This window comes from Burkholderia sp. IO2 (genome assembly GCF_029522185.1).
In the GTDB taxonomy this organism is placed as follows: Bacteria; Pseudomonadota; Gammaproteobacteria; order Burkholderiales; family Burkholderiaceae; genus Burkholderia; species Burkholderia cenocepacia.
In genome coordinates this window covers 22,025-43,941 of sequence record NZ_JAKWFH010000009.1, presented here as the reverse complement: position 1 = coordinate 43,941, position 21,917 = coordinate 22,025, and the positions used below count along the sequence as shown (strand labels likewise).

At 68.7% G+C, this 21,917-nt stretch carries 16 protein-coding genes; 7 read left to right on the top strand and 9 right to left on the bottom strand.

Features of this window, described 5'->3' with window-relative positions:
• The first annotated feature begins 16 nt into the window (after positions 1–16).
• Genes folK through panB form a run of 3 tightly spaced genes read left to right on the top strand, consistent with a single transcriptional unit; the run spans position 17 to position 2,101 of the window.
• Positions 17–559 carry a 2-amino-4-hydroxy-6-hydroxymethyldihydropteridine diphosphokinase gene (folK, locus tag MMB92_RS07735; protein ID WP_006476832.1) on the top strand — a complete coding sequence of 181 codons (543 nt, stop codon included), beginning with the start codon at positions 17–19 and terminating at the stop codon, positions 557–559.
• Positions 556–1,242 (top strand): deoxynucleoside kinase, encoded by a 687-nt coding sequence (locus MMB92_RS07730; protein ID WP_006484932.1) that lies wholly within the window; start codon positions 556–558, stop codon positions 1,240–1,242. Before folK ends, MMB92_RS07730 begins: the two co-directional genes overlap by 4 nt.
• 43 nt (positions 1,243–1,285) lie before the next feature.
• Positions 1,286–2,101 carry a 3-methyl-2-oxobutanoate hydroxymethyltransferase gene (gene panB / locus MMB92_RS07725; RefSeq protein WP_006485002.1) on the top strand — a complete coding sequence of 272 codons (816 nt, stop codon included), beginning with the start codon at positions 1,286–1,288 and terminating at the stop codon, positions 2,099–2,101.
• 98 nt (positions 2,102–2,199) lie between these two features.
• On the opposite strand, the gene MMB92_RS07720 is transcribed toward panB, so the two are convergent.
• From MMB92_RS07720 to grpE, 5 genes are all read right to left on the bottom strand, one after another.
• On the bottom strand, positions 2,200–4,122 hold the full coding sequence (locus MMB92_RS07720) for a bifunctional anthranilate synthase component I family protein/class IV aminotransferase (protein WP_212268251.1): 1,923 nt from the start codon (positions 4,120–4,122) through the stop codon (positions 2,200–2,202).
• A gap of 3 nt (positions 4,123–4,125) precedes the next feature.
• On the bottom strand, positions 4,126–5,262 hold the full coding sequence (gene dnaJ, locus MMB92_RS07715) for a molecular chaperone DnaJ (RefSeq protein ID WP_006476837.1): 1,137 nt from the start codon (positions 5,260–5,262) through the stop codon (positions 4,126–4,128).
• Positions 5,263–5,515: 253 nt separating this feature from the next.
• Positions 5,516–7,468: a molecular chaperone DnaK gene (dnaK, locus tag MMB92_RS07710; protein WP_006484920.1), complete on the bottom strand. Its 1,953-nt coding sequence runs from the start codon at positions 7,466–7,468 to the stop codon at positions 5,516–5,518.
• Positions 7,469–7,616: 148 nt separating this feature from the next.
• Entirely contained in the window at positions 7,617–8,063 is a 447-nt protein-coding gene (locus MMB92_RS07705) for a thioredoxin family protein (RefSeq protein WP_077219344.1), read from the bottom strand.
• A 10-nt stretch (positions 8,064–8,073) separates the two neighbouring features.
• Positions 8,074–8,619: a nucleotide exchange factor GrpE gene (gene grpE / locus MMB92_RS07700; protein ID WP_006476840.1), complete on the bottom strand. Its 546-nt coding sequence runs from the start codon at positions 8,617–8,619 to the stop codon at positions 8,074–8,076.
• Positions 8,620–8,971: 352 nt separating this feature from the next.
• Here grpE and MMB92_RS07695 point away from each other — a divergent pair, with 352 nt between their 5' ends.
• A complete protein-coding gene (locus MMB92_RS07695) occupies positions 8,972–9,133 on the top strand; it encodes a hypothetical protein (RefSeq protein WP_006476841.1) in 162 nt (53 codons plus the stop codon).
• On the opposite strand, the gene MMB92_RS07690 is transcribed toward MMB92_RS07695, so the two are convergent.
• From MMB92_RS07690 to hrcA, 3 genes are all read right to left on the bottom strand, one after another.
• Positions 9,105–9,512 (bottom strand): RNA-binding S4 domain-containing protein, encoded by a 408-nt coding sequence (locus tag MMB92_RS07690; RefSeq protein WP_011544639.1) that lies wholly within the window; start codon positions 9,510–9,512, stop codon positions 9,105–9,107. The genes MMB92_RS07695 and MMB92_RS07690 overlap by 29 nt on opposite strands.
• A gap of 84 nt (positions 9,513–9,596) precedes the next feature.
• Positions 9,597–10,661: a ferrochelatase gene (hemH, locus tag MMB92_RS07685; RefSeq protein ID WP_006484983.1), complete on the bottom strand. Its 1,065-nt coding sequence runs from the start codon at positions 10,659–10,661 to the stop codon at positions 9,597–9,599.
• Positions 10,662–10,816: 155 nt separating this feature from the next.
• Positions 10,817–11,839 carry a heat-inducible transcriptional repressor HrcA gene (gene hrcA, locus MMB92_RS07680; protein WP_006484956.1) on the bottom strand — a complete coding sequence of 341 codons (1,023 nt, stop codon included), beginning with the start codon at positions 11,837–11,839 and terminating at the stop codon, positions 10,817–10,819.
• A 131-nt stretch (positions 11,840–11,970) separates the two neighbouring features.
• Here hrcA and MMB92_RS07675 point away from each other — a divergent pair, with 131 nt between their 5' ends.
• Positions 11,971–12,873 carry an NAD kinase gene (locus MMB92_RS07675; protein WP_006492558.1) on the top strand — a complete coding sequence of 301 codons (903 nt, stop codon included), beginning with the start codon at positions 11,971–11,973 and terminating at the stop codon, positions 12,871–12,873.
• 19 nt (positions 12,874–12,892) lie between these two features.
• The gene (gene recN / locus MMB92_RS07670; RefSeq protein WP_006484926.1) at positions 12,893–14,542 is read left to right on the top strand and encodes a DNA repair protein RecN; all 1,650 of its coding nucleotides are present in this window, start codon (positions 12,893–12,895) and stop codon (positions 14,540–14,542) included.
• Positions 14,543–14,635: 93 nt separating this feature from the next.
• On the opposite strand, the gene glnE is transcribed toward recN, so the two are convergent.
• Entirely contained in the window at positions 14,636–17,437 is a 2,802-nt protein-coding gene (glnE, locus tag MMB92_RS07665; RefSeq protein ID WP_212268247.1) for a bifunctional [glutamate--ammonia ligase]-adenylyl-L-tyrosine phosphorylase/[glutamate--ammonia-ligase] adenylyltransferase, read from the bottom strand.
• A gap of 231 nt (positions 17,438–17,668) precedes the next feature.
• Here glnE and MMB92_RS07660 point away from each other — a divergent pair, with 231 nt between their 5' ends.
• Complete coding sequence (locus MMB92_RS07660) at positions 17,669–21,868, top strand: YhdP family protein (protein WP_059721646.1); 4,200 nt, start codon at positions 17,669–17,671, stop codon at positions 21,866–21,868.
• Positions 21,869–21,917: the final 49 nt, after the last annotated feature.

The following is a 21,917-nucleotide window of genomic DNA, read 5'->3' as shown; positions in this document are numbered from 1 at the left end:
CGTAGGAAGTGATGCCATGACGGTTGCATATATCGGACTGGGGGCGAATCTCGGCGATGCGCGCCAGACCCTGAAGGACGCGGTGGTGTGCCTCGCGCAGCAGCGCACCATCTCGATCCTCGGCAAATCGAGCCTGTATCGCACGGCGCCCTTCGAAGCGGGCGGCGACGATTACTACAACTGCGTCGTCAAGCTCGACACGACGCTGTCGGCTCGCGAGCTGCTCGCGCTCTGCCAGAAGATCGAACATCACTTCGGCCGCGAGCGCCCGTATCGCAATGCGCCGCGCACGCTCGACCTCGACATCCTGCTGTTCGGCGCCGATTCGATCGACGAGCCCGACCTGATCGTCCCGCACCCGCGCCTCACCGACCGCGCGTTCGCGCTCGTGCCGCTCGTCGAGATCGAGCCGGCGCTCGACATCCCCGCGCGCGGCCGGGCCGACGCCTTTCTCGCCGCCGTCGCGGATCAGCGCGTCGAAAAGGTGCAGACCTGCCAGTGCCTGATGCAAAAGGCGCTCGCTGCCGGCGAAGACGCCGACAAGACCCGCTGCCGATGAACGCCACTCCGCTGACCGTCACCGCGCCCGACCTGCGCGCCCCGCATCGCTATCTCGTGATCGAAGGCCCGATCGGTGTCGGCAAGACGACGCTCGCGCGCCTGCTCGGCGAGCGCTGGTCGATGCAGACGCTGCTCGAGCGCCCGCAGGACAACCCGTTCCTCGAACGCTTCTACCGCGACACCGCGCGCTACGCGCTGCCGGTCCAGCTGTCGTTCGCGCTGCAGCGCGCGCAGCAGGCGCGCGAGCTGATCGGCGCGCTCGACACGGGCCGCCCCGTCATCGCCGATTTCATGCCGCAGAAGAACGACATCTTCGCGCGGCTGAACCTGCCGGAAGACGAGTGGCAACTGTATCGCTCGGTCGCCACGCACGTCGACGTGCCGCAGGCGCCGTCGCCCGATCTCGTCGTCTATCTGCAGGCGAGCCCCGAAGTGCTGTTCTCGCGCATCCAGAAGCGCGGGCTGCCGATGGAATTGCAGATCAGCGACGCGTACCTGCGCTCGCTCGTCGACGCGTACAACGAATTCTTCTACCACTACGACCGCACGCCGGTGCTGACGGTCGCAGCCGAACACCTGAACCCGCTGGATTCCCCCGAAGATCTCGCCCTGCTGGTCGAGCGCATCGAGACGATGCGCGGCCGCAAGGAATTCTTCGTCAAGGGCGAGACGACGCGCTGACGCGTCCCGCCTGTCGCTCTTCACCCATCGACCCGGATTTCCCATGACCTATCTCCAGGAATCGAGCCGGCCTGCCGTGACGGTACCCAAGCTGCAGGCAATGCGCGACGCCGGCGAGAAGATCGCGATGCTCACCTGCTACGACGCGAGCTTCTCCGCGCTGCTCGATCGCGCCGGCACCGACGTGCTGCTGATCGGCGATTCGCTCGGCAACGTGCTGCAGGGCCACACGACCACGCTGCCGGTATCGCTCGACGACATCGCGTACCACACCGCGTGCGTCGCGCGGGCCCAGCCGCGCGCGCTCGTCGTCGCCGATCTGCCGTTCGGCACGTACGGCACGCCGGCCGAGGCGTTCGCGAATGCGGTCAAGCTGATGCGCGCCGGCGCGCAGATGGTCAAGCTCGAAGGCGGCGAATGGCTCGCCGATACGATCCGCTTCCTCGTCGAGCGCTCGGTGCCCGTCTGCGCGCACCTCGGCCTCACGCCGCAATCGGTGCATGCGTTCGGCGGCTTCAAGGTCCAGGGCAAGACCGAAGCCGGCGCCGCGCAGCTGCTGCGCGATGCGCGCGCGATCGAGGATGCCGGCGCGCAACTCGTCGTGCTCGAAGCCGTGCCGACGCTCGTCGCGTCCGAAGTCACGCACATGCTGAAGATTCCGACGATCGGCATCGGCGCGGGCGTCGACTGCTCGGGGCAGGTGCTCGTGCTGCACGACATGCTCGGCGTGTTCCCCGGCAAGCGGCCGCGTTTCGTGAAGGATTTCATGCAGGGGCAGCCGAACATCCAGGCGGCCGTCGAAGCCTACGTGCGCGCGGTGAAGGATCGGTCGTTCCCCGGCCCCGAACACTCGTTCTGACGTAGAAGCCCGGATGTAAAAAAGCGCGGCGCCCTTTGCGGGGCGCCGCGCTTTTTTGCGTGCAGCATGCCGGCGCCAGCGCCCGCCCCGTCGCGTCGTTACTTGAGCACCGCGTCGAGCGCACCGCGCAGTGCATTGGTCAGCAGCAGCCCCTGCGCGCGCGCCAGATCATCGCAGGTCACGACGCGCTCGACCGCCCCGAATGCGGGATCGTCGAGCAGCACGCCGCGCATCACACCCGGCAGCACGCCGGACGCCAGCGGCGGCGTCACCCACTGGCCATCGAGCTTCACGAACAGGTTCGAGCGCCCGCCTTCCGTCACCTCGCCGCGCTCGTTGACAAACAGCATGTCGAACCCGCCGAGCGCCTCCGCCGCCTGCCACGCGCGGTCGTATTCGGCGCGGCGCGTGGTCTTGTGCAGCAGCAGCGCATCGCTCGCGCGGGTCGGCGCGAAGCCGTGGGCCGACGCGAGCATCACGCCGACCGGCCCCGCCGGCAGCGGCTTGAGCGGCGTGGCGACGATCTCGATCGTGCCGTCCTTCGCCAGCGCGAGCTTCATCCGGTACGCGCCGTCGCCGTCGAGCGCCGCGCAGCGCGCATCGATCTCGCGACGCAACGCGTCGGCGTCGAAGCGGAAACCGAATACATCGGCGCTGCGCTGCAGCCGCGCAAGATGACGATCGAGGTGGCGGATGCCGTCCGCCCGCGTGGCGGCCGTCGTTTCGAACAGCTGGAAGCCGGGATCGGCATCCGTCAGGAATCGCGCTTTCAATTCGCACTCCGCATATTCGTCGGCCGCGACGCTGTCGAGCACGATGCCCGCGCCGACGCCCATCGTGCCACGCCGCCGGCCGGCAATCGCCGTTGCCGCGTCGCGCGTGGCGCTCGTCGCGACGGCATCGGCTGCGACCGCCTCGAGCGTCAGCGTCCGGATCGCGACCGACAGGCAGAAATCGCCGCAACCGGGCGCGCCGTCGGGTGCTGCAGCGCTTGTCGGCGCGGCCTCGTCCTGCGGCGCATCGAGCCAGCCGATCGCGCCCGTATAGAGCCCGCGCGGCGTCGACTCGATCGTGTCGATCAGCTGCATCGTCTTGTACTTCGGCGCACCGGTGATCGATCCACACGGAAACAGCGCGCGCAGCATCTGCGCGAACGTCGTGCCGTCGCGCCAGCCGGCTTCGACCGTCGACGTCATCTGCCACACCGACGCATAAGGCTCGACGGAGAACAGCGCCGGCACCTTGACGGTGCCCGTGCGCGCGATCCGCGACACGTCGTTGCGCAGCAGGTCGACGATCATCACGTTTTCCGCGCGGTTCTTCGGATCGCTCGCGAGGAACGCAGCGGCCGCCGTGTCTTCACGTGGATCGGCCGAACGCGGCGCGGTACCCTTCATCGGCCGCGCACGCAGCACGTCGCCGTGCTTCTCGACGAACAGTTCGGGCGAGCACGATACGACCCATGCGCCGCCCGGCAGCGCGATCAGCGCGCCGTAGCGCACCGGCTGACGCGCGCGCAGCCGCCGGTACAGCGCGAACGGCGTGCCGAACACGTCGAAATTCAGCCGGTACGTGTAATTGACCTGATACGAATCGCCTGCGCGCAACGCGTCGTGCACCGCGGCGATCGCCGCGTCGAACGCATCGCGCGACACACTCTTCGCGACATGCGCGACACCGGCGATCGACGGCGTGCCGCCGCCGTCCTGCTGCGCGAGCCACCCATCGACTTCGTCGCGCGACAGCCGCTCGCAGCGCGCAAACAGCAAAAAGCGCAGCGGGGCATCGCCCGGCTGCGCCCGTTGCAGGTTGCGTCCGAATGCGTAATCGCCGACGACGACCGCATGCAGCCCGTCGCGCAGATCCTGCGCGAGCGCCGCATCGACCTCGTCGAGCTGCGCCGGGTCCGTGCACACGCGTTCGCGCACGAAGTCCGAATACAAACGACTCGACCGCGCGGACGCGGTCGAGTCGCAATCGTCCAAGAGCGCGAACGACGCGCTCTCGTTGCCTTCAGTCATGCTTTACTCGAAGAAGCTCTTCACACGGTCGAACCAGCTCTTGCTCTGCGGGCTGTGACGCGCGCCGCCCTCGGCCAGCGACTTCTCGAACTGCTTGAGCAGATCGCGCTGCTGGTCGGTCAGCTTCACGGGCGTCTCGACCTGCACGTGCACGTACAGATCGCCCGCAATGCTCGAGCGCAGCCCCTTGATGCCTTTGCCGCGCAGGCGGAACGTCTTGCCCGACTGCGTGCCTTCCGGCACCGGGAATGACGCACGGCCGGCCAGCGTCGGCACCTCGATCTCGCCGCCGAGCGCGGCGGTCGTGAACGGGATCGGCATCTGGCAATGGAGATCGTCGCCGTCGCGCTCGAACACCGAGTGCGGCTTGATGTGGATCTCGACGTACAGGTCGCCCGGCGGCCCGCCGTTGATGCCCGGCTCGCCGTTGCCGGCCGAGCGGATCCGCATCCCGTCGTCGATCCCGGCCGGGATCTTCACTTCGAGCGTCTTGGTTTCCTTCACCTTGCCCGACCCGTGGCAATGCGCGCACGGCTCGGGGATGTAGGTGCCCGTGCCGTGACACTTCGGGCAGGTCTGCTGGATGCTGAAGAAGCCCTGCGACATGCGCACCGTGCCCTGGCCGTGACAGGTCGGGCAGGTTTCCGGCTTCGTGCCGGGCTTCGCCCCCGACCCGTGACAGACTTCGCACGACACCCAGCTCGGCACGCGGATCTGCGTGTCGTAGCCGTGCGCGGCCTGCTCGAGCGTGATTTCCATGCTGTAGCGCAGGTCGGCGCCGCGATACACCTGCGGGCCGCCGCGGCCGCCGCGCGCGGCGCCACCCGCGGCCTGGCCGAAGATGTCGCCGAAGATGTCGCCGAAGGCATCCGCGAAGCCGCCGAAGCCCTGTGCGCCCGCACCGCCCATGTTCGGATCGACGCCCGCGTGGCCGTACTGGTCGTACGCAGCCCGCTTCTGGCCGTCCGACAGCATTTCATAGGCTTCCTTAGCCTCCTTGAAATGCTCTTCCGCATCCTTGCTGTCCGGATTGCGGTCAGGGTGATACTTCATCGCAAGCTTGCGATATGCCTTCTTGATTTCGTCGTCGCTCGCATTCTTCGCGACGCCCAGAACCTCGTAGTAATCCCGTTTCGCCATATCGATTCACTGTGCCGCCACGCATCGCGCACGCGGCGGCTCCTTTCGCCCGCAGTAAAGTCTCTCGACTCGTCTGGCGCTGCACCGTCCGCGGACGGCTCGCGCAGCACCCGCCAAAAAACAAATGTGCCCGGAGGGCCGCAAGGCCCGCCAGGCGTGGAGTCGATCCGGCCATCCGGAAGGAAAGACAGACCGCTTGTCAGCCGCGCCGCGCGCGTTTCGCGCGCGGCGTACGGTGCCATTGCAACCCGGCTTAGTCCTTCTTCACTTCCTTGAACTCGGCGTCGACGACGTCGTCGGCAGCTTGTTGCGCACCGCCCGCATGGGCCGCGCCTTCCGCTGCACCGGCCGCGCCGGCGGCACCCGCCTGCTGGGCCTGCATGTCGGCGTACATCTTCTCGCCGAGCTTCTGCGAGACCTTGCCGAGCTCCTCGACCTTCGCGTCGATCGCCGCCTTGTCGGCCGACGTGTCCTTCAACACGTCCTCGAGCGACTTCAGCGCGGCTTCGATCGCTTCCTTCTCGCCCGCGTCCAGCTTGTCGCCGTACTCGGTCAGCGCCTTCTTCGTGCTGTGCACCAGCGCGTCGCCCTGGTTGCGCGAATCGGCCAGCTCGCGCAGCTTGTGATCTTCCGCTGCGTTCGCTTCCGCGTCCTTGATCATCTGGTCGATTTCAGCCTCGGACAGGCCCGAGTTCGCCTTGATCGTGATCTTGTTTTCCTTGCCGGTCGCCTTGTCCTTCGCGCCGACGTGCAGGATGCCGTTCGCGTCGATGTCGAAGGTCACTTCGATCTGCGGCACGCCGCGCGGTGCCGGCGGGATGCCTTCGAGGTTGAACTCGCCGAGCAGCTTGTTGCCCGCTGCCATTTCGCGTTCGCCCTGGAACACCTTGATCGTCACGGCGCCCTGGTTGTCGTCCGCCGTCGAGTACACCTGGGCGTGCTTCGTCGGGATCGTCGTGTTCTTGTTGATCATCTTCGTCATCACGCCGCCGAGCGTCTCGATACCGAGCGACAGCGGGGTCACGTCGAGCAGCAGCACGTCCTTGCGGTCGCCCGACAGCACTTGGCCCTGGATCGCCGCGCCGACCGCGACGGCTTCGTCCGGGTTCACGTCACGGCGCGGATCCTTGCCGAAGAACTCCTTCACCTTCTCCATGACCTTCGGCATGCGGGTCTGGCCGCCGACCAGGATCACGTCGTCGATGTCCGACACCTTGACGCCTGCGTCCTTGATCGCGATGCGGCACGGTTCGATCGTGCGCTCGACGAGGTCTTCCACCAGCGCTTCCAGCTTCGCGCGGGTGATCTTCAGGTTCAAGTGCTTCGGGCCCGACGCGTCCGCCGTGATGTACGGCAGGTTGATTTCGGTCTGCTGGCCCGACGACAGCTCGATCTTCGCCTTTTCGGCGGCTTCCTTCAGGCGCTGCAGCGCGAGCACGTCCTTCGACAGGTCGACGCCCTGCTCCTTCTTGAACTCGCCGATGATGTAATCGATGATGCGCTGGTCGAAGTCTTCGCCGCCGAGGAACGTGTCGCCGTTGGTCGACAGCACTTCGAACTGCATTTCGCCGTCGACGTCCGCGATCTCGATGATCGACACGTCGAACGTACCGCCGCCGAGGTCATACACGGCGATCTTGCGGTCGCCCTTCTCGGCCTTGTCGAGGCCGAACGCGAGCGCCGCCGCGGTCGGCTCGTTGATGATCCGCTTGACTTCGAGGCCCGCGATGCGGCCGGCGTCCTTGGTCGCCTGGCGCTGGCTGTCGTTGAAGTACGCCGGCACCGTGATCACGGCTTCCGTGACCGGCTCGCCGAGGTAGTCTTCGGCGGTCTTCTTCATCTTGCGCAGCACTTCGGCCGAGACCTGCGGCGGCGCGAGCTTTTCGCCGTGCGCTTCGACCCATGCGTCGCCGTTGTCGGCCTTGATGATCGAGTACGGCATCAGGCCGATGTCCTTCTGGACTTCCTTCTCTTCGAAGCGGCGGCCGATCAGGCGCTTCACCGCGAACAGCGTGTTCTTCGGGTTGGTCACCGACTGGCGCTTGGCCGGCGCGCCGACGAGCACTTCGTTGTCGTCCATGTACGCGATGATCGACGGCGTGGTGCGCGCACCTTCCGAGTTCTCGATGACCTTGACCTGGTTGCCTTCCATGATGGCGACGCACGAGTTCGTGGTGCCGAGGTCAATACCGATGATCTTTCCCATTTTTTCCTAATCTCCAGAAATGCTTGTTTGCTGCGCGAAACGCCGCGTTTTTGGGCGGTTTCGCACGCCAGAATTCAACTCTGTTCCCGAAATGCGTCCGTCCGATCCGTTTTCAAGACCGGACGAGCGATGCGGATATTAAATTTTTTCAATCGCCGCCGGCTAGCGGATCGTGCGGGCCGCCGGTGCGCTCGCCGGCCGGTGCGGCATCGGCCGCCGCGGCGATCTTCCCGCGTGCCGCCGCGACGGCCGCCTGGAACTGCGCGAGGCCGTGCCAGCCGGTCGCGCGCCCCAGCCGCTTGCCGCGGTGGAAGAAGAACCACGTCGGCACGCCGTGCAGCCCGAAGCGGCGCCCCAGCTCATGGTGTTCGTACACGTTGCAATGGAACCACTTCAGGCCCAGCGCGCGGATCGCGTCGGGCTGGGCGAGCATCGCCTTTTTCGCGATCTCGCAGTTGAAGCAGTCGACGCCCCAGAAGAACACCACGGCCAGCGCATCGCCCGCGCCGTCGATGGCCGCGTCGAACGTGCCGGCGTCGAGCGCCTGCATGTCGAACGCGTCGAACGCGGCCGGATCGACGCCGGCGGGCACCATGTCGGCTGCCTTACTTCGGCTGGGCGACGGTGACGAGCGCCGGGCGCAGCACGCGGTCGGCGATCGTATAGCCCTTTTGCAGCACCGAGACGACGGTGTTCGGCTCCTGCTCGGCCGGCACCATCGAAATGGCCTGGTGCTGGTGCGGATCGAACTTCTCGCCGATCGGGTTGATCGCGACGACGCGGCCCTTCTCGAGCGCGCTCGTCAGCTGGCGCAGCGTCAGCTCGACGCCTTCGCGCACCTTCGCGATGTCGCCGGAGGTATCGTTGACGGCCGCTTCCAGGCTGTCCAGCACGGGCAGCAGGTGTTCCGCGAAGCTCTCGATCGCGAACTTGTGCGCCTTCGACACGTCGTCCTGCGCGCGGCGGCGCACGTTCTCGGTCTCGGCCTTCGCCCGCAGGAAGCTTTCCTGGAGCTCGGCGACCTTGGCTTGAGCCTCCGCGAGCGCCGCGTCGGCAGCTTCGGCAGCGGGTGCGGCGCCTTGCGCCGCCTGCTTCTCGCTGCCGATGTCTTCGGCCGATGGGGTAGTCGGGTTCTCTTGCGTGTTTTCCATGTCGCTGAAAGTCGATTAGAGGTTGAAGCCAAATCGGCAACCGTCGGACGTATACCCGGCGGCACCGCACATTACTGGTGCAAATAAGGGCGAAAACTGCGATTTCAAGAGGGTCTTTCGCCGGCATTCGCCAATGCCGCGAAACAACCGTGCACTTTCCGGTGCAGGCGTCGCATAGTCCGCCGGATCGGGCGAAACGGCCTGTAACAACGCTTACCGGGCAAGTACTAGCTCCGCACAGGCCGGCTGCACTACACTCCATTCAAGCGTCGGAAAGCGTGTTTACCCTGAGCTGACCGCCGCCTGACATCCACCTGGCGCCGTTTTCACCCTTGTTCTCGAGGGGAGTACCGTGAAACTGACCTTTGCGATATCGGTGGTCGCGCTGGTACTCATTGCCGGCACCACCACCATCTGTCTGTCGGGAGCCGTCACCGACCGCACGACCGAATACGGAAGCGCGCGGGCGACGTTCGACCAGATGTTCAGCTCCCACCAGAAAATCTGTCGATGATGCGCCGGTCGCGCTTCGTCGGCCGGCCGTGCAGTTCGGCCGCCGGCTCGCGATACGTGCGGCGACGCTCCAGTTCGGCGAGCCGCGCGGCCCGCCCCGCTTCCGTTTCAGCGTAGAGCGTCTGCGCGACGCTCGCGGGCCCGCGCACGTCGCACACGCCCAGCACGGCAATGTGCCAGACCATGCCGTCGATCGCAATCTCCACCTCGTCGCCCACCCGCACGTCCTTCGACGGCTTGACTGCCGCGCCGCCGATCTTCACGTGCCCCTTGTCGACCGCATCGGTCGCAAGCGAGCGCGTCTTGAAGAACCGGGCCGCCCACAGCCATTTGTCGATGCGCAGCTTCGCGCCCGGCTCCGTGGAAATCTTGTAGTTCATGTCAGTCTCCGCCGGGCCGCCCTGCAAAGGCCGGCCGCGCCTTCGGGCGGCAGCGGGTGCAGTGGACGCGGCAGTCGTTTCATCTCAGTTGACCGGTTCGGGCTGCGCAGCCTTGACGGGCCAGCCCTGCAGATTCTCCGCGACGATCTCGCCGAGCGCGCCGATCCACGCGGACGCGCCGTTCAGGCACGGAATCCGGTGGAAGGTCTTGCCGCCGCCGGCGAGGAACTCGTCGCGCACCTCCATGCCGATTTCCTCGATCGTCTCCAGGCAATCGGCCGTGAAGCCGGGACAGAACACGTCGGCTCGCCGCACGCCGGCCTCGCCGAATTCGCGCAGCGTCGGCGCGGTGTACGGCTGCAGCCATTCGGCCTTGCCGAAGCGTGACTGGAACGTGACGCGGCATTCGGTGGTCGACAGCCCGAGCGCGGCCATCAGCAACGCGCCCGTCTGCTGGCACTGGTCGTGATACGGGTCGCCGAGGTCGAGCGTGCGCTTCGGCACGCCGTGGAAGCTCAGCACCAGCTTGTCGCCGGCCGCGAAATCGGGCCGGCCGTGCTGCGCCCAGTACTGGCGCACCTGCTCGGCCAGCGCGTGGATATAGGCCGGATGGTCGGCATAGTGCCGCACCGTGCGCACTTCCGGCTGATTGCGCATGCGCGCGAGCGCGTCGAACGCGGCATCGAATGCGGTGGCCGTGGTCGACGCCGAGTATTGCGGATACATCGGCATCAACAGCACGCGCTCGACGCCCGCGCGCTTGAACTGGGCAAGCGCGTGCGAAATGTTCGGGCTGCCGTAGCGCATCGCGTAGTCGACCGTCACGTGATAGCCGTTCGACGTGAGCAGATGCCGCACGCTGTCGGTCTGGCGCTCGGTGTACACGCGCAGCGGCGAACCCTCGGGCATCCAGACGGCCGCGTACTTCTTCGCGGACGCGCGGCCGCGCAGCGGCAGGATCAGCGTGCGCAGCAGCACCTGCCAGACGGCCTGCGGGATTTCGACGACCCGCGGATCCGACAGGAATTCGGCCAGATAGCGCCGCACCGCGCGCGGCGTGGGCGCGTCGGGCGTGCCGAGATTGATCAGCAGCACACCGATGCGGTGGGCGGCCGCGACGCTCGAAGGCGGCTCAAGATCGAAACGCATGGGCAAGAACGTGCTCGGGGCACGGGACCGGACGGCCCTCAATTATAGCGGGCCGCCCCGTGCCGTTCGGCCGACTGTCGCCGCGAGCGGCGCCGCGGCACGATAGCGGGGCGGGATCGGGCCGGTGATTGCCTGCAATCGCCGGCGATCGCGGGTTATTGCTGGCTCAGCGTGAGCGACAGCAGGCGCGCGGTGATGTCGACGATCGGTATCACGCGGTTGTACGCCATGCGGGTCGGGCCGATCACGCCAAGCGTGCCGACGATCTTGCCGTTCACCTCGTATGGTGCGGTCACGACGCTCATTTCCTCGATCGGCACGAGCGTCGATTCGCCGCCGATGAAGATCTGCACGCCCTGGGCGTGGCTCGATACGTCGAGCAGTTGCAGGAGGCCCGTCTTTTGGTCGAATACGTCGAACAGCTTGCGCAGCCGCGCCATGTCGGACGAAAGGTCCGCCACTTCGAGCAGGTTGCGCTCGCCGGAAATCAGCACGGTGTCCTCGGTGTCGGGCACCTCGGTGCTGGCCGTCACGGCCGCGTGCATCAGCGTCGTCATGTCGCCGCGCAACTGGTCGATCTCGTCGCGCAGGCGGCGGCGCACCTCGTCGAACGACAGGCCGGCGAAATGCGCATTGATGTAGTTGGACGCCTCGGTCAGCTGCGACGGCGAATAGTCGCGCGGCGTCGCGAGCATGCGGTTCTGCACGTCGCCCTCGGGCGTGACGATGATCAGCAGGATGCGCTTGTCGGACAGGCGCATGAACTCGATCTGCTTGAACACGTGGCTGCGGCGCGGCGTCAGCACGACGCCCGCGAACTGCGACAGGTTCGACAGCACGCTCGCGGCGGCCGCGACCACCCGCTGCTGCGGCTCGCCGGCCTGCAGCGTGTTCTGCACCTGGCGCGCGACGGCCTCGGCGTCGATCGGCGCCTCGACCGTCAGCATCGTATCGACGAACAGCCGGTAGCCGCGCGGCGTCGGAATGCGTCCGGCCGACGTGTGCGGGCTCGACACGAGGCCGAGCTCCTCCAGGTCGGACATCACGTTGCGGATCGTCGCCGGGCTCAGCTCGAGCCCGGAGTAACGGGACAACGTGCGCGATCCGACTGGCTGACCGTCGGCGATATACCGTTCGATCAGGGTTTTCAGGAGGGTTCGTGCGCGAGGATCTAGCATGGTGGAAAATTTTAGCGCAACCGCGCGACCGCGGCGAGTACCGTCCGCCACCGTTGCGCGGGGCGGCCCGATCCGGCCCCGTCGACGTACAGCCGGTTCTTTTCGTCAACGAGCTATGGTGTAATGCCGGCATGAAAACCGGTAATCAGTTCAATACTGTCGCGCTCGTCGGCCGGAGCAACACGCCCGGCATCGCCGAGCCGCTCGCCACGCTGGCGGACAGCATCGCCACGCTCGGCTTCGAGGTCGTCTTCGAAGGCGATACCGCGCGGGAAATCGGCATCGCCGGCTACCCGGCGCTCACCCCGGCCGAAATCGGGGCGCGAGCGGACGTGGCGATCGTGCTCGGCGGCGACGGCACGATGCTCGGCATCGGCCGCCAGCTCGCGCCGTACCGGACACCGCTGATCGGGATCAACCACGGGCGGCTCGGCTTCATCACCGACATCGCGGCATCCGACATGCAGGCGCTCGTCCCCGTGATGCTGGCCGGCAAGTTCGAGCGCGAGGAGCGCTCGCTGCTCGAGGCGCGGATCGTGCGCGACGGCGAACCGATCTACCACGCGCTCGCCTTCAACGACGTCGTCGTGAACCGCAGCGGCTTCTCCGGGATGGTCGAGCTGCGCGCGTCGGTCGACGGCCGCTACATGTACAACCAGCGCTCGGACGGGCTGATCGTCGCGACGCCCACTGGCTCGACCGCGTATGCGCTGTCGTCGGCTGGCCCGATCCTCCATCCGCAGCTGGCGGGCATCGTGCTCGTGCCGATCGCGCCGCACGCGCTGTCGAACCGGCCGATCGTGCTGCCCGACGATTCGAAGATCGCGATCCAGATCGTCGGCGGCCGCGACGTCAACGTGAACTTCGACATGCAGTCGTTCACGTCGCTCGAACTGAACGATACGATCGAGGTGCGCCGCTCGAAGCACACGGTGCCGTTCCTGCACCCGATCGGCTACAGCTACTACACGACGCTGCGCAAGAAGCTGCACTGGAACGAACACGCATCGAACGAAGACGACAAGGCGTCCTGACGCCGCTGCTCCCGACACCATGCTCCGCCACCTCTCGATCCGCGACTTCGTCATCGTCGCCGCGCTCGATCTCGAATTCGACAGCGGCTTTTCCGTCTTTTCCGGCGAAACCGGCGCCGGCAAATCGATCCTGATCGACGCTCTCGCCCTCGCGCTCGGCGAACGCGCCGACGCGAGCGTCGTGCGCACCGGCTGCGGCCGCGCCGACATCACGGCCGAATTCACGCCGCACGACCGCGTCGCGCGCTGGCTCGACGAACACGCGTTCGACGCCGAGGACACCGTGATGCTGCGCCGCGTGATCGACGCGAACGGCCGCTCGCGCGCGTTCATCAACGGCACCAGCGCGACGCTCGCGCAACTGCGCGAGCTCGGCGAGATGCTCGTCGACATCCACGGCCAGCACGCACACCAGCTGCTGATGCGGCCCGACGCGCAGCGCGAGCTGTTCGACACGCATGCGGGGCTCGTCGCCGATGCCGCGAACGTCGCGCGCGCATGGCGCGTGTGGCGCGACGCGACGCAGGCGATCGACGCCGCGAAGGCGCACGAGCGCGAATTGCAGCTCGAACGCGAAAAGCTCGCGTGGCAGCTCGCCGAACTCGACAAGCTCGCGCCGCAAGCCGGCGAATGGGACGAAGTCAGCAACGAACACAAGCGCCTGTCGCATTCGGCGAACCTGATCGAAGGCGTACGCGGCGCGCTCAACGCGCTGTCCGAGTCCGACGACGCGATGCTCGCGCAGCTCGGCGCGATCGTGTCGAAGCTGCGCAGCCTGGCCGACTACGACACCGCGCTCGGCGATGCGCTCGCGTCGCTGGAGCCGGCCGAGATCCAGTTGCAGGAAGCCGTCTATTCGCTGTCGCACTACGCGCAGCGCGTCGATCTCGACCCGGAGCGGCTCGCGCAGGTCGAAGCGCGGCTCGACGCGCTGCACTCGACCGCCCGCAAGTTCCGGCTGCCGCCCGATACGCTGCACGAAGAGCATGCGGCGCGCCGCGCGCAGCTCGCCGCGCTCGACGCGGCCGCCGATCTCGGCGCGCTCGAGGCCGCGCAGGCGAAGGCGCGGGAAGCCTATCTCGCCGACGCCAAACGCCTGTCGAAAGCGCGCGCGCAGGCCGCGAAGGCGCTCGGCACGGCCGTCACGGCCGGCATGCAGGAATTGTCGATGGCGGGCGGAAGCTTCGAGGTCGCGCTCGTGCCGCTCGCCGACGGCGGCCCGCACGGGCTCGAACAGGTCGAATTCCGCGTGGCCGGGCACCCGGGCGTGCCGCTGCGGCCGCTCGCGAAGGTCGCGTCGGGCGGCGAGCTCGCGCGGATCAGCCTCGCGCTCGCGGTGATCGCCAGCGCGGCGAGCCCGACGCCGACGCTGATCTTCGACGAAGTCGACACGGGGATCGGCGGCGGCGTCGCCGAAGTGGTCGGCCGCCTGCTGCACCAGCTCGGGCGCGACCGCCAGGTGTTGTGCGTGACGCACCTGCCGCAGGTCGCCGCGCGCGGCGACCATCATTTCCAGGTGGCGAAGGGCGCCGACGAGCGCGGCGGCACGGTATCGACCGTTGTTGCACTCGACCGCGCGAACCGGATCGAGGAAGTCGCGCGGATGCTCGGCGGGCTCGAAATCACCGCCACCACACGCAAGCACGCGAAGGAAATGCTGGCGGCCTGATGCGAGGCGGGAGCCGTCCCGCGCAAGCCGAACGGGCTCGCTCCTTCGATTCAGGGCGGTACGCGGATCGATGCCGCGCCCGCCCTGCTTTCTTCAAACGGCCGTTTCAACCGCACCGAATACGCGTGTCCACAACGCCGTCACGGCCGCCCGCTCGTCGGCCACCACCGCCGGGTCGACGCGCGCCTTCTCCATCCCGTCGAGCCGCAGCTTGTGCTGCAGCTTCCGGTACTTGCGGTACGCCGCGCCGACGCGCTCGGCCTCGTCTTCGCCCATCAGCCCGAAGCGCGCGACCTCGCGCAGCAGCGCGATGTTGCCGGTGTTGCGGATCAGCTCGGCGTCGCTCGACGCATGCAGCAGCACCCAGTACTGGACGATGAACTCGATGTCGACCATCCCGCCGCGATCGTGCTTCAGGTCGAACAGCTCGGTCTGGTTCGGGTGGCCGGCAAATACCTTGCCGCGCATGTCGACGATCTCCTTCGCGAGCACGCCGCCGTCGCGCGGCGTCGTCAGCACCTGCTGGCGGATCGCCTCGAAATCCGCGCCGATCTGCGCGTCGCCCGCGCTGTAGCGGGCGCGCGTCAGCGCCTGGTGCTCCCACACCCACGCGGTATTCGCCGCATCGCCCTCGCGCAGCTGATAGCGGCGAAACGCGTCGAGATCGGTGACGAGCAGCCCGGCCTCGCCGTTCGGCCTCAGCCGCAGGTCGATGTCGAACAGTGCGCCCGCGCCGGTCGCCGTCGTGAGCCAGGTGATCAGGCGCCGCGTAAAGGTGGTGTAGACGTCCGCCGCGCGTTCGTCCGGATCGTCGTACAGGAAGATCAGGTCGAGATCCGACGCGTAGCCGAGCTCCTTGCCGCCCAGCTTGCCGTACGCGATCACCGCGAACTTCGGCACGTCGCGATGGCGCTTCGCGAGCTGCGACCAGACGACTTCGATCGTCACGTCGAGCACCGCGTCGGCCAGCTCGGACAGCCGGTCGCTCACATGCTCGACCGACAGCTGGCCGGCCAGATCGATCAGCAGGATCCGGAACACCTCGGCGTGCTGCGCGTGGCGCAGCAGGTCCATCTGCTGCTCGGGGCCGTCGGCCGCCGCGAGCCGCGCGCGCAGCGCATCCTTGAACGCGGGCCAGTCGAACGGGCTCGCGATCGCCTCGTCGTCGAGCAGTTCGTCGAGCAGCTGCGGGTGGCGGATCAGGTAGCCGCCGCCCCAGCGCGTCGCGCCGAGCACCGACAGCACGCGGTCGAGCGCGGCCGGGTATTCGGTCAGCAGCGCGAGATAGACGCCGCGCCGGCTCACCGTCTCCAGCAGGTCGAACAGGCGCACGATCGTGTCGTCGCGGCGCGCGGCGTCGATCTTCGGCGCGGCGTCGAGCGCCCGCTGCGCGACGCTGTCGAAGCGCTGCCGGCTCTTTTCCGGCAGCCCGGTGTAGCGCGACGATTGCCAGATCGCGCGCAGCCGCGCGAGCACGGCGGCCGGATCGGTGAAACCCAGGCCGTCGAGGCGCGCGACCAGCGCGTCGTCCTCGCCGTCGTCGGCCAGCGCGCCGCTCCAGATCCACGCGGCGGCCGTGTCGTCGCCGGCCGCGCACGGCGCGCCGCTCGCCTTGTCGGCAAAAATCTGGTCGAACTGCGTTTCGACGAACGTGCGGTGGCCGTCCAGCACCGTCATCAGCGCCGCATAGTCGGCAAACCCGAGCGACGCGGCAAGCGCCGCACGTTCGTCGGGCTCGACCGGCATCGCATGCGTCTGCGCGTCGTTGCGGTATTGCAACCGGTGCTCGAGCGTGCGCAGGAAGTTGTAGGCGTCGGTCAGCCGCGCGCATACGTCGTCACCGATCAGCCCGCGCGCCTGCGCATGTCGCAGCACCGCGAGCGTCGGCCGCACGCGGAATTCCGCATCCTGGCCGCCGCGGATCAACTGGAACACCTGCGCGCTGAACTCGATCTCGCGGATCCCGCCGCGCCCGAGCTTGATGTCGTCGGCCTTGTCGGGCCGCATCGACGCGCGGCGCGCGGCTTCTTGCCGGATCTGCTGGTGCAGCGAACGGATCGCGCCGATCACGCCGAAATCGAGATAGCGGCGGTACACGAACGGCTTGACGATCGATTCGAGCTGCGCCGCGAGCCGCTGCGCGGCGTCGCTGTCGCCTTCCGACACGAGCCGCCCCTTGATCCACGCATAGCGCTCCCATTCGCGCCCCTGCACGTAGAAATATTCCTCGAGCATCCCGATGCTGCAGACGAGCGGCCCCGAATCGCCGTTCGGCCGCAACCGCATGTCGACGCGAAACACGTAACCGTCGGCCGTGACCTCGGACAGCACGCCGATCAGGCGCCGGCCGAGCCGCGTGAAGTATTCCTGCGTGGACAGCGGCGAACGCGCGCCGCCGGTGGTCTCGCCGTCGTCCTCGTAGACGAAGATCAGGTCGATGTCCGACGACACGTTGAGCTCCCGGCCGCCGAGCTTGCCCATCCCGACCACGCCGAGCACGACGCGCTGGCCGTCGGCGCCGCGCGGCTCGCCGTACAGCGCCTCGAGTTCGGCCGACAGCAGCGCGAGCGAGCGCTGCACGGCCACTTCGGCGAGGTCGGTCATCGCGCCCGTCACCTCGGCGACGTCGGCCAGCCCGCGCAGGTCGCGCTCCGCGACCGCGCCGAACGCCTCGGCGCGCAACTGCCGCAGCGCGCGCTTCAGCTGCTCCTCGCCCGGCGCCGCCGTGCCGGCGGGTGTCGCGAGCAGCTCGGTGAGGCGCGCGTCGAGCTGCGCGCGGCCAAGCGGCGCGGCCGCCCACGCGACGATCTGCTCGGTCAGCGCGGGCCGCGCGGCAGCGGCGCGGGCAAGGTATCGGGAATAGGACGTGCTGATCAGTGCGGAAGCGTCGGTCATCGAGAAGCGGGCCTGGCGAAAAGGCCGGCAGGCTGCGGCCGGCGCGTGCGCGCCCCGCTGCCGACCGGCCCCATGGACTCGGCGCGGCACCCGCCGGACGCGCGTGCGCCCGTCGCGACACCGCGCGCCGGAAAGCCCGTGCCGTGCTGCCCCAACGGCCGCCGGCACGAACCCGTGTGATACATTTCAACGTCAGTCTGCAAAACTACCATATCGCCGCCCGTCCGCCGCATGTCCGACCGTCAGGAATCCGCCGTAGCTGCGCCCGAAGCGGGACCTCCGAAGCACGATCATCCGGTCCTGCGTCGCGTGTTCAGGGTGACGCTGGCAGTCGGGATCGGCACCTACTTCGTCGCGTCCGGCGCCTTCCTCGGGCTGCGCTACGTGCTGCTGCCCCGCATCGACGAATTCCGCCCGCGCATCGAGCGCGCGGTGTCCGACAAGCTCCACGCGCAGCTTTCGATCGGCAAGCTTTCCCCGAACTGGTCCGGCATGCAGCCGGGCGTCGAACTCACGAACCTGACGATCCGCGGCCGTGACGGCAAGGTCGCGCTGTCGGTGCCGCATGCGACCGCCGCGCTGTCGTGGATGTCGCTGCTGCGGCTGTCGCCCGCCCTGTCGAGCCTGATCGTCGACCAGCCCGACCTGGTCGTCGCGCGGGCGGCCGACGGCTCGCTGAGCGTCGCGGGCGTCGGCGTGGCCACCACCCACGGCGGCAACGACACGTTCGGCACCTGGCTGCTGAAGCAGGAGGCGATCGTGCTGCGCGGCGGCACGCTGCGCTGGCGCGACGCGCAGCACGACGCACCGGAGCTCGTGCTGTCGGGCATCCGGCTCGCGGTGCTCAACGACGGCCGCGTGCACAAGGCGGCGCTGCAGGCGCCCGCCAACGGCACGCTGCTGCTCGGCCCGCTCGATTTCCGCGCACGCTTCAGACACAAGCCGCTCGCGCCGATCGGCAAGCCGGCGAACTGGACCGGCGACGCGTACCTGTCGACCGGCCCCGTCGACCTGCAGACGCTCACGCGCTATCTCGACGTGCCGCTCACGATCCACGCGGGGCGGATCGACAACGCGATCTGGGCGACCTTCGGCGACGGCCACTTGCGCTCGGCGGGCGGCGACCTGCAAGGCGCCGACGTCGCGCTGCGCGTGCGCCCGACGCAACCGCGGCTCGACGTGCCGACGGTCGGCTTCGGCTGGGACATGGTGCTCGACGCGGGCCACGACTACACGCTGCACCTGACGCGCTTCAATGCGGAACTCGGCCAGCCGCCGCTGCCGGACGGCACGCCGCTCGCGCGCTCGCTCGCGCTGTCGACGCTGACGGCGCGCTACCGCGTGCCGACCGCGAACCAGGGGCAACTGCTCAGCGTGGTCGGCGACCGCGTCGATCTCGGCATCCTCAGCGAATTCATCCGCGGGCTGCCGCTGCCGGCGCGCCTGCGCAACGAGCTGATCAAGATCGACCCGCGCGGGATGGTGTCGAACTATCACATCGAGGTCGAGCGCGCGAAACCCGCGCACCCCGATCTCGCCGACGAGGAGCGGCGCATGGGCGCCGCACCGATCGTCCGCTACCGCTTCCTCGGCGATCTGCAAGGCATCAGCTTCGCCGCGCAGGAGCCGCCGCCCGGGCTCTCGCCGCGCGGCCACCCGCGCGCCGGCTGGCCGGGCGTCGAGAACCTGTGGGGCCGCGTCGATGCGAACGAGACCGGCGGCGCCGCGCATATCGACACGGTCAACGCGGCCGTCACCGTGCCCGGCGAATTCGACGAGCCGCGCCTGACGTTCGACCGGCTGCGCGGCAATGCCAAATGGACGATCACGCCCGCGCCCGGCGACAAGCACGCGCGCGTCGACGTGTCGCTGCCCGACCTGCTCGTGTCGAACCCGGATGCCGAAATCGCGGTGTCGGGCTCGTACACGAACCCCGGCCACGGCCGCGGCTCGCTCGACCTGCGCGCCGATTTCGCGCGCGCGTCGGTCGCGCGCATTCCGCGCTACCTGCCGACCGGGATGTCCGAGCACCTGCGCGACTATCTCGGCCACGCGCTGCAGGACGGCAAGGTGACCAAGGGCGCATCGATCGTCGCGCGCGGCCCGCTCGAGAAATTCCCGTTCGAACACGAGCCGGACGCCGGCGTGTTCCACATCGTCGCGCCGTTCACCGGCGGCCGCTTCGAGCCGACGCCGTACCCGCCGCGCAAGCTCGCGAACGGCACGCCGAGCGTCTGGCCGGCGCTCGACGGAATCGACGGCGTGTTCGAGCTCGCGCAGAACAAGCTGCGTTTCGACATCGACCGCGCGCACTACAAGCGCGTCGCGCTGACGAAGGTCGCGGGCCGCATCGACGACCTCGGCAATCCGTCGCACTCGCCGCTGATCATCGACGGCCATGCGCAGGGCCCGCTCGCCGACCTGATCGACTACGCGGACAACAGCTCGCTCGGCACGATGAGCAACCACATCGGCCAGCGGATCGACGCGCAGGGCCCCGCGTCGCTCGCGCTCAAGATCACGATTCCGCAGCACGTCGCCCATCCGCACACGCACATCGAAGGCGCGCTCGGGTTCGGCGGCAACACGCTGTCGACGAGCGGCGTGCCGCCGCTGTCGGCGCTGCGCGGCAGCGTCCGTTTCACCGAGGCGGGCGCGTCGCTGCACGCGCTGTCGGGGCGCTTCCTCGGCGGCCCGGTGCGCGCGAACGGCACCTTCCAGTCACACGGCCCGTACGCGGTGGACGTCGACGGCCGGCTCGCGCTCGACGCCGCGCGCGGCCTGAACCTGCACGGCGCGGCCGCCGCGCTGCTCGAACACGTGGTCGGCGACGCGCCGTACAAGGTCGCGGTGCGCGGCGCGCCGGGCCGCCTGCCCGACGTCAGCGCGCAATCCGACCTGACCGGCGTCGCGCTGAACTTCCCGGCGCCGTTCGCGAAACCGGCCGGCACGCCGATGCCGTTCCGCTTCACGCTGCAGCCGGCGCCGCAGGCGGACGGCAAACGCCTCGAACATGCCGACCTGACGCTCGGCCCCGTGTCCGCGACCTACCTGCTCGACGCGACGCGCGGCCAGCCGCTGCGCGCGGTGCGCGGCGCGATGGGCATCCACCGGATGCCCGACATGCCGCAGGACGGCGTGAGCGCGGCCGTCGACGTCACCGAGCTGGACGCCGACGCGTGGCTCGCCCTCGCCCACACGCTGCAGCCCGACACGCCGCGGGCGCCGGAACCGCAAGCCGCGCCGCGCGTCGATTTCGCGAGCTTCGCGCCGAAGCGCTTCGCGTTCCACTTCGGCACGCTGAAGCTGCTCAAGCGCAACTGGGAGAACGTGATCGTCGGCGCGTCGCACGTCGACGACCTGTGGCAGGCCAACATCGCGTCGAACCAGGTGTCGGGCTACCTGTCGTGGGCGCCGGGCGGCGGCCACAACGGCGCGGGCGTGCTGAACGCGCGGCTCGCGAAGCTGGTCGTGCCGCAGAGCTCGCAGCACGACCTCGTCGGCCGCGCGATGAACCTGCCGACGCCGACCGACCGGCCAATGCCGTCGATCGACCTGATCGTCGACCAGGTCGTCGCGCGCGATCACGACATCGGCCGGCTCGTCGTCAACGCACGCAACATCGACGAAGACGGTACGCCGGTGTGGCAGCTCGACAAGCTGGAACTGTCGAACCCGGCCGCGAAGCTCACGGCGACCGGCAACTGGCGCACCTCGCGCCGCGCACTGGCCCGCGGCGTCGACGAAAACGACGCGCCGCGCCGGACCGTGTTCGACTTCAAGCTCGACATCGACAACGCGGGCGCGCTGCTCGACCGCGTCGGCCTGCCGCGCACGCTCGCGGACGGTCACGGCTCGGTCACGGGCAAGGTCGGCTGGCGCGGCGGCCCGACCGCGCTCGACTTCCCGTCGCTCGGCGGGCAGGTCGCGCTCGACCTCGAACACGGGCAGATCCTGAAGGTCGATCCGGGCGCGGCGAAACTCCTCGGCGTGCTGAGCCTGCAGAGCCTCGCGCGCTTCCTGACGCTGAACTTCCGCGACGTGGTCGGCAAGGGGCTGCCGTTCGACAAGATCACCGGCACCGGCCGAATCTCGAACGGGATCGCGCGCACCGACGATTTCTCGATGATGACGGGGCCCGCGAACGTCACCGTGCGCGGCGCGGTCGATCTCGGCACCGAGACACAGGACCTGCATGCGCACGTCGCGCCGAAAATCAGCGCGGGCGCGGCCGCGATCGGCGCGGCCATCATCAACCCGCTGCTCGGCGTCGGCGTACTGGCCGCGAACTACGCGCTGTCCGAGACGCTGTCGCGCGCGTTCGCGCTCGACTACGCGATCACCGGCTCGTGGGCGCACCCGCACATCGAGCGGGTGCGGAGCGATCAGGGTAAGATGAATCACGGTCCGGCCGATGCGGCGAGCCATTGAGCGCGCATCGCACCACGCAGGGCGCCGGGCCGCACCCCATTTATGACGC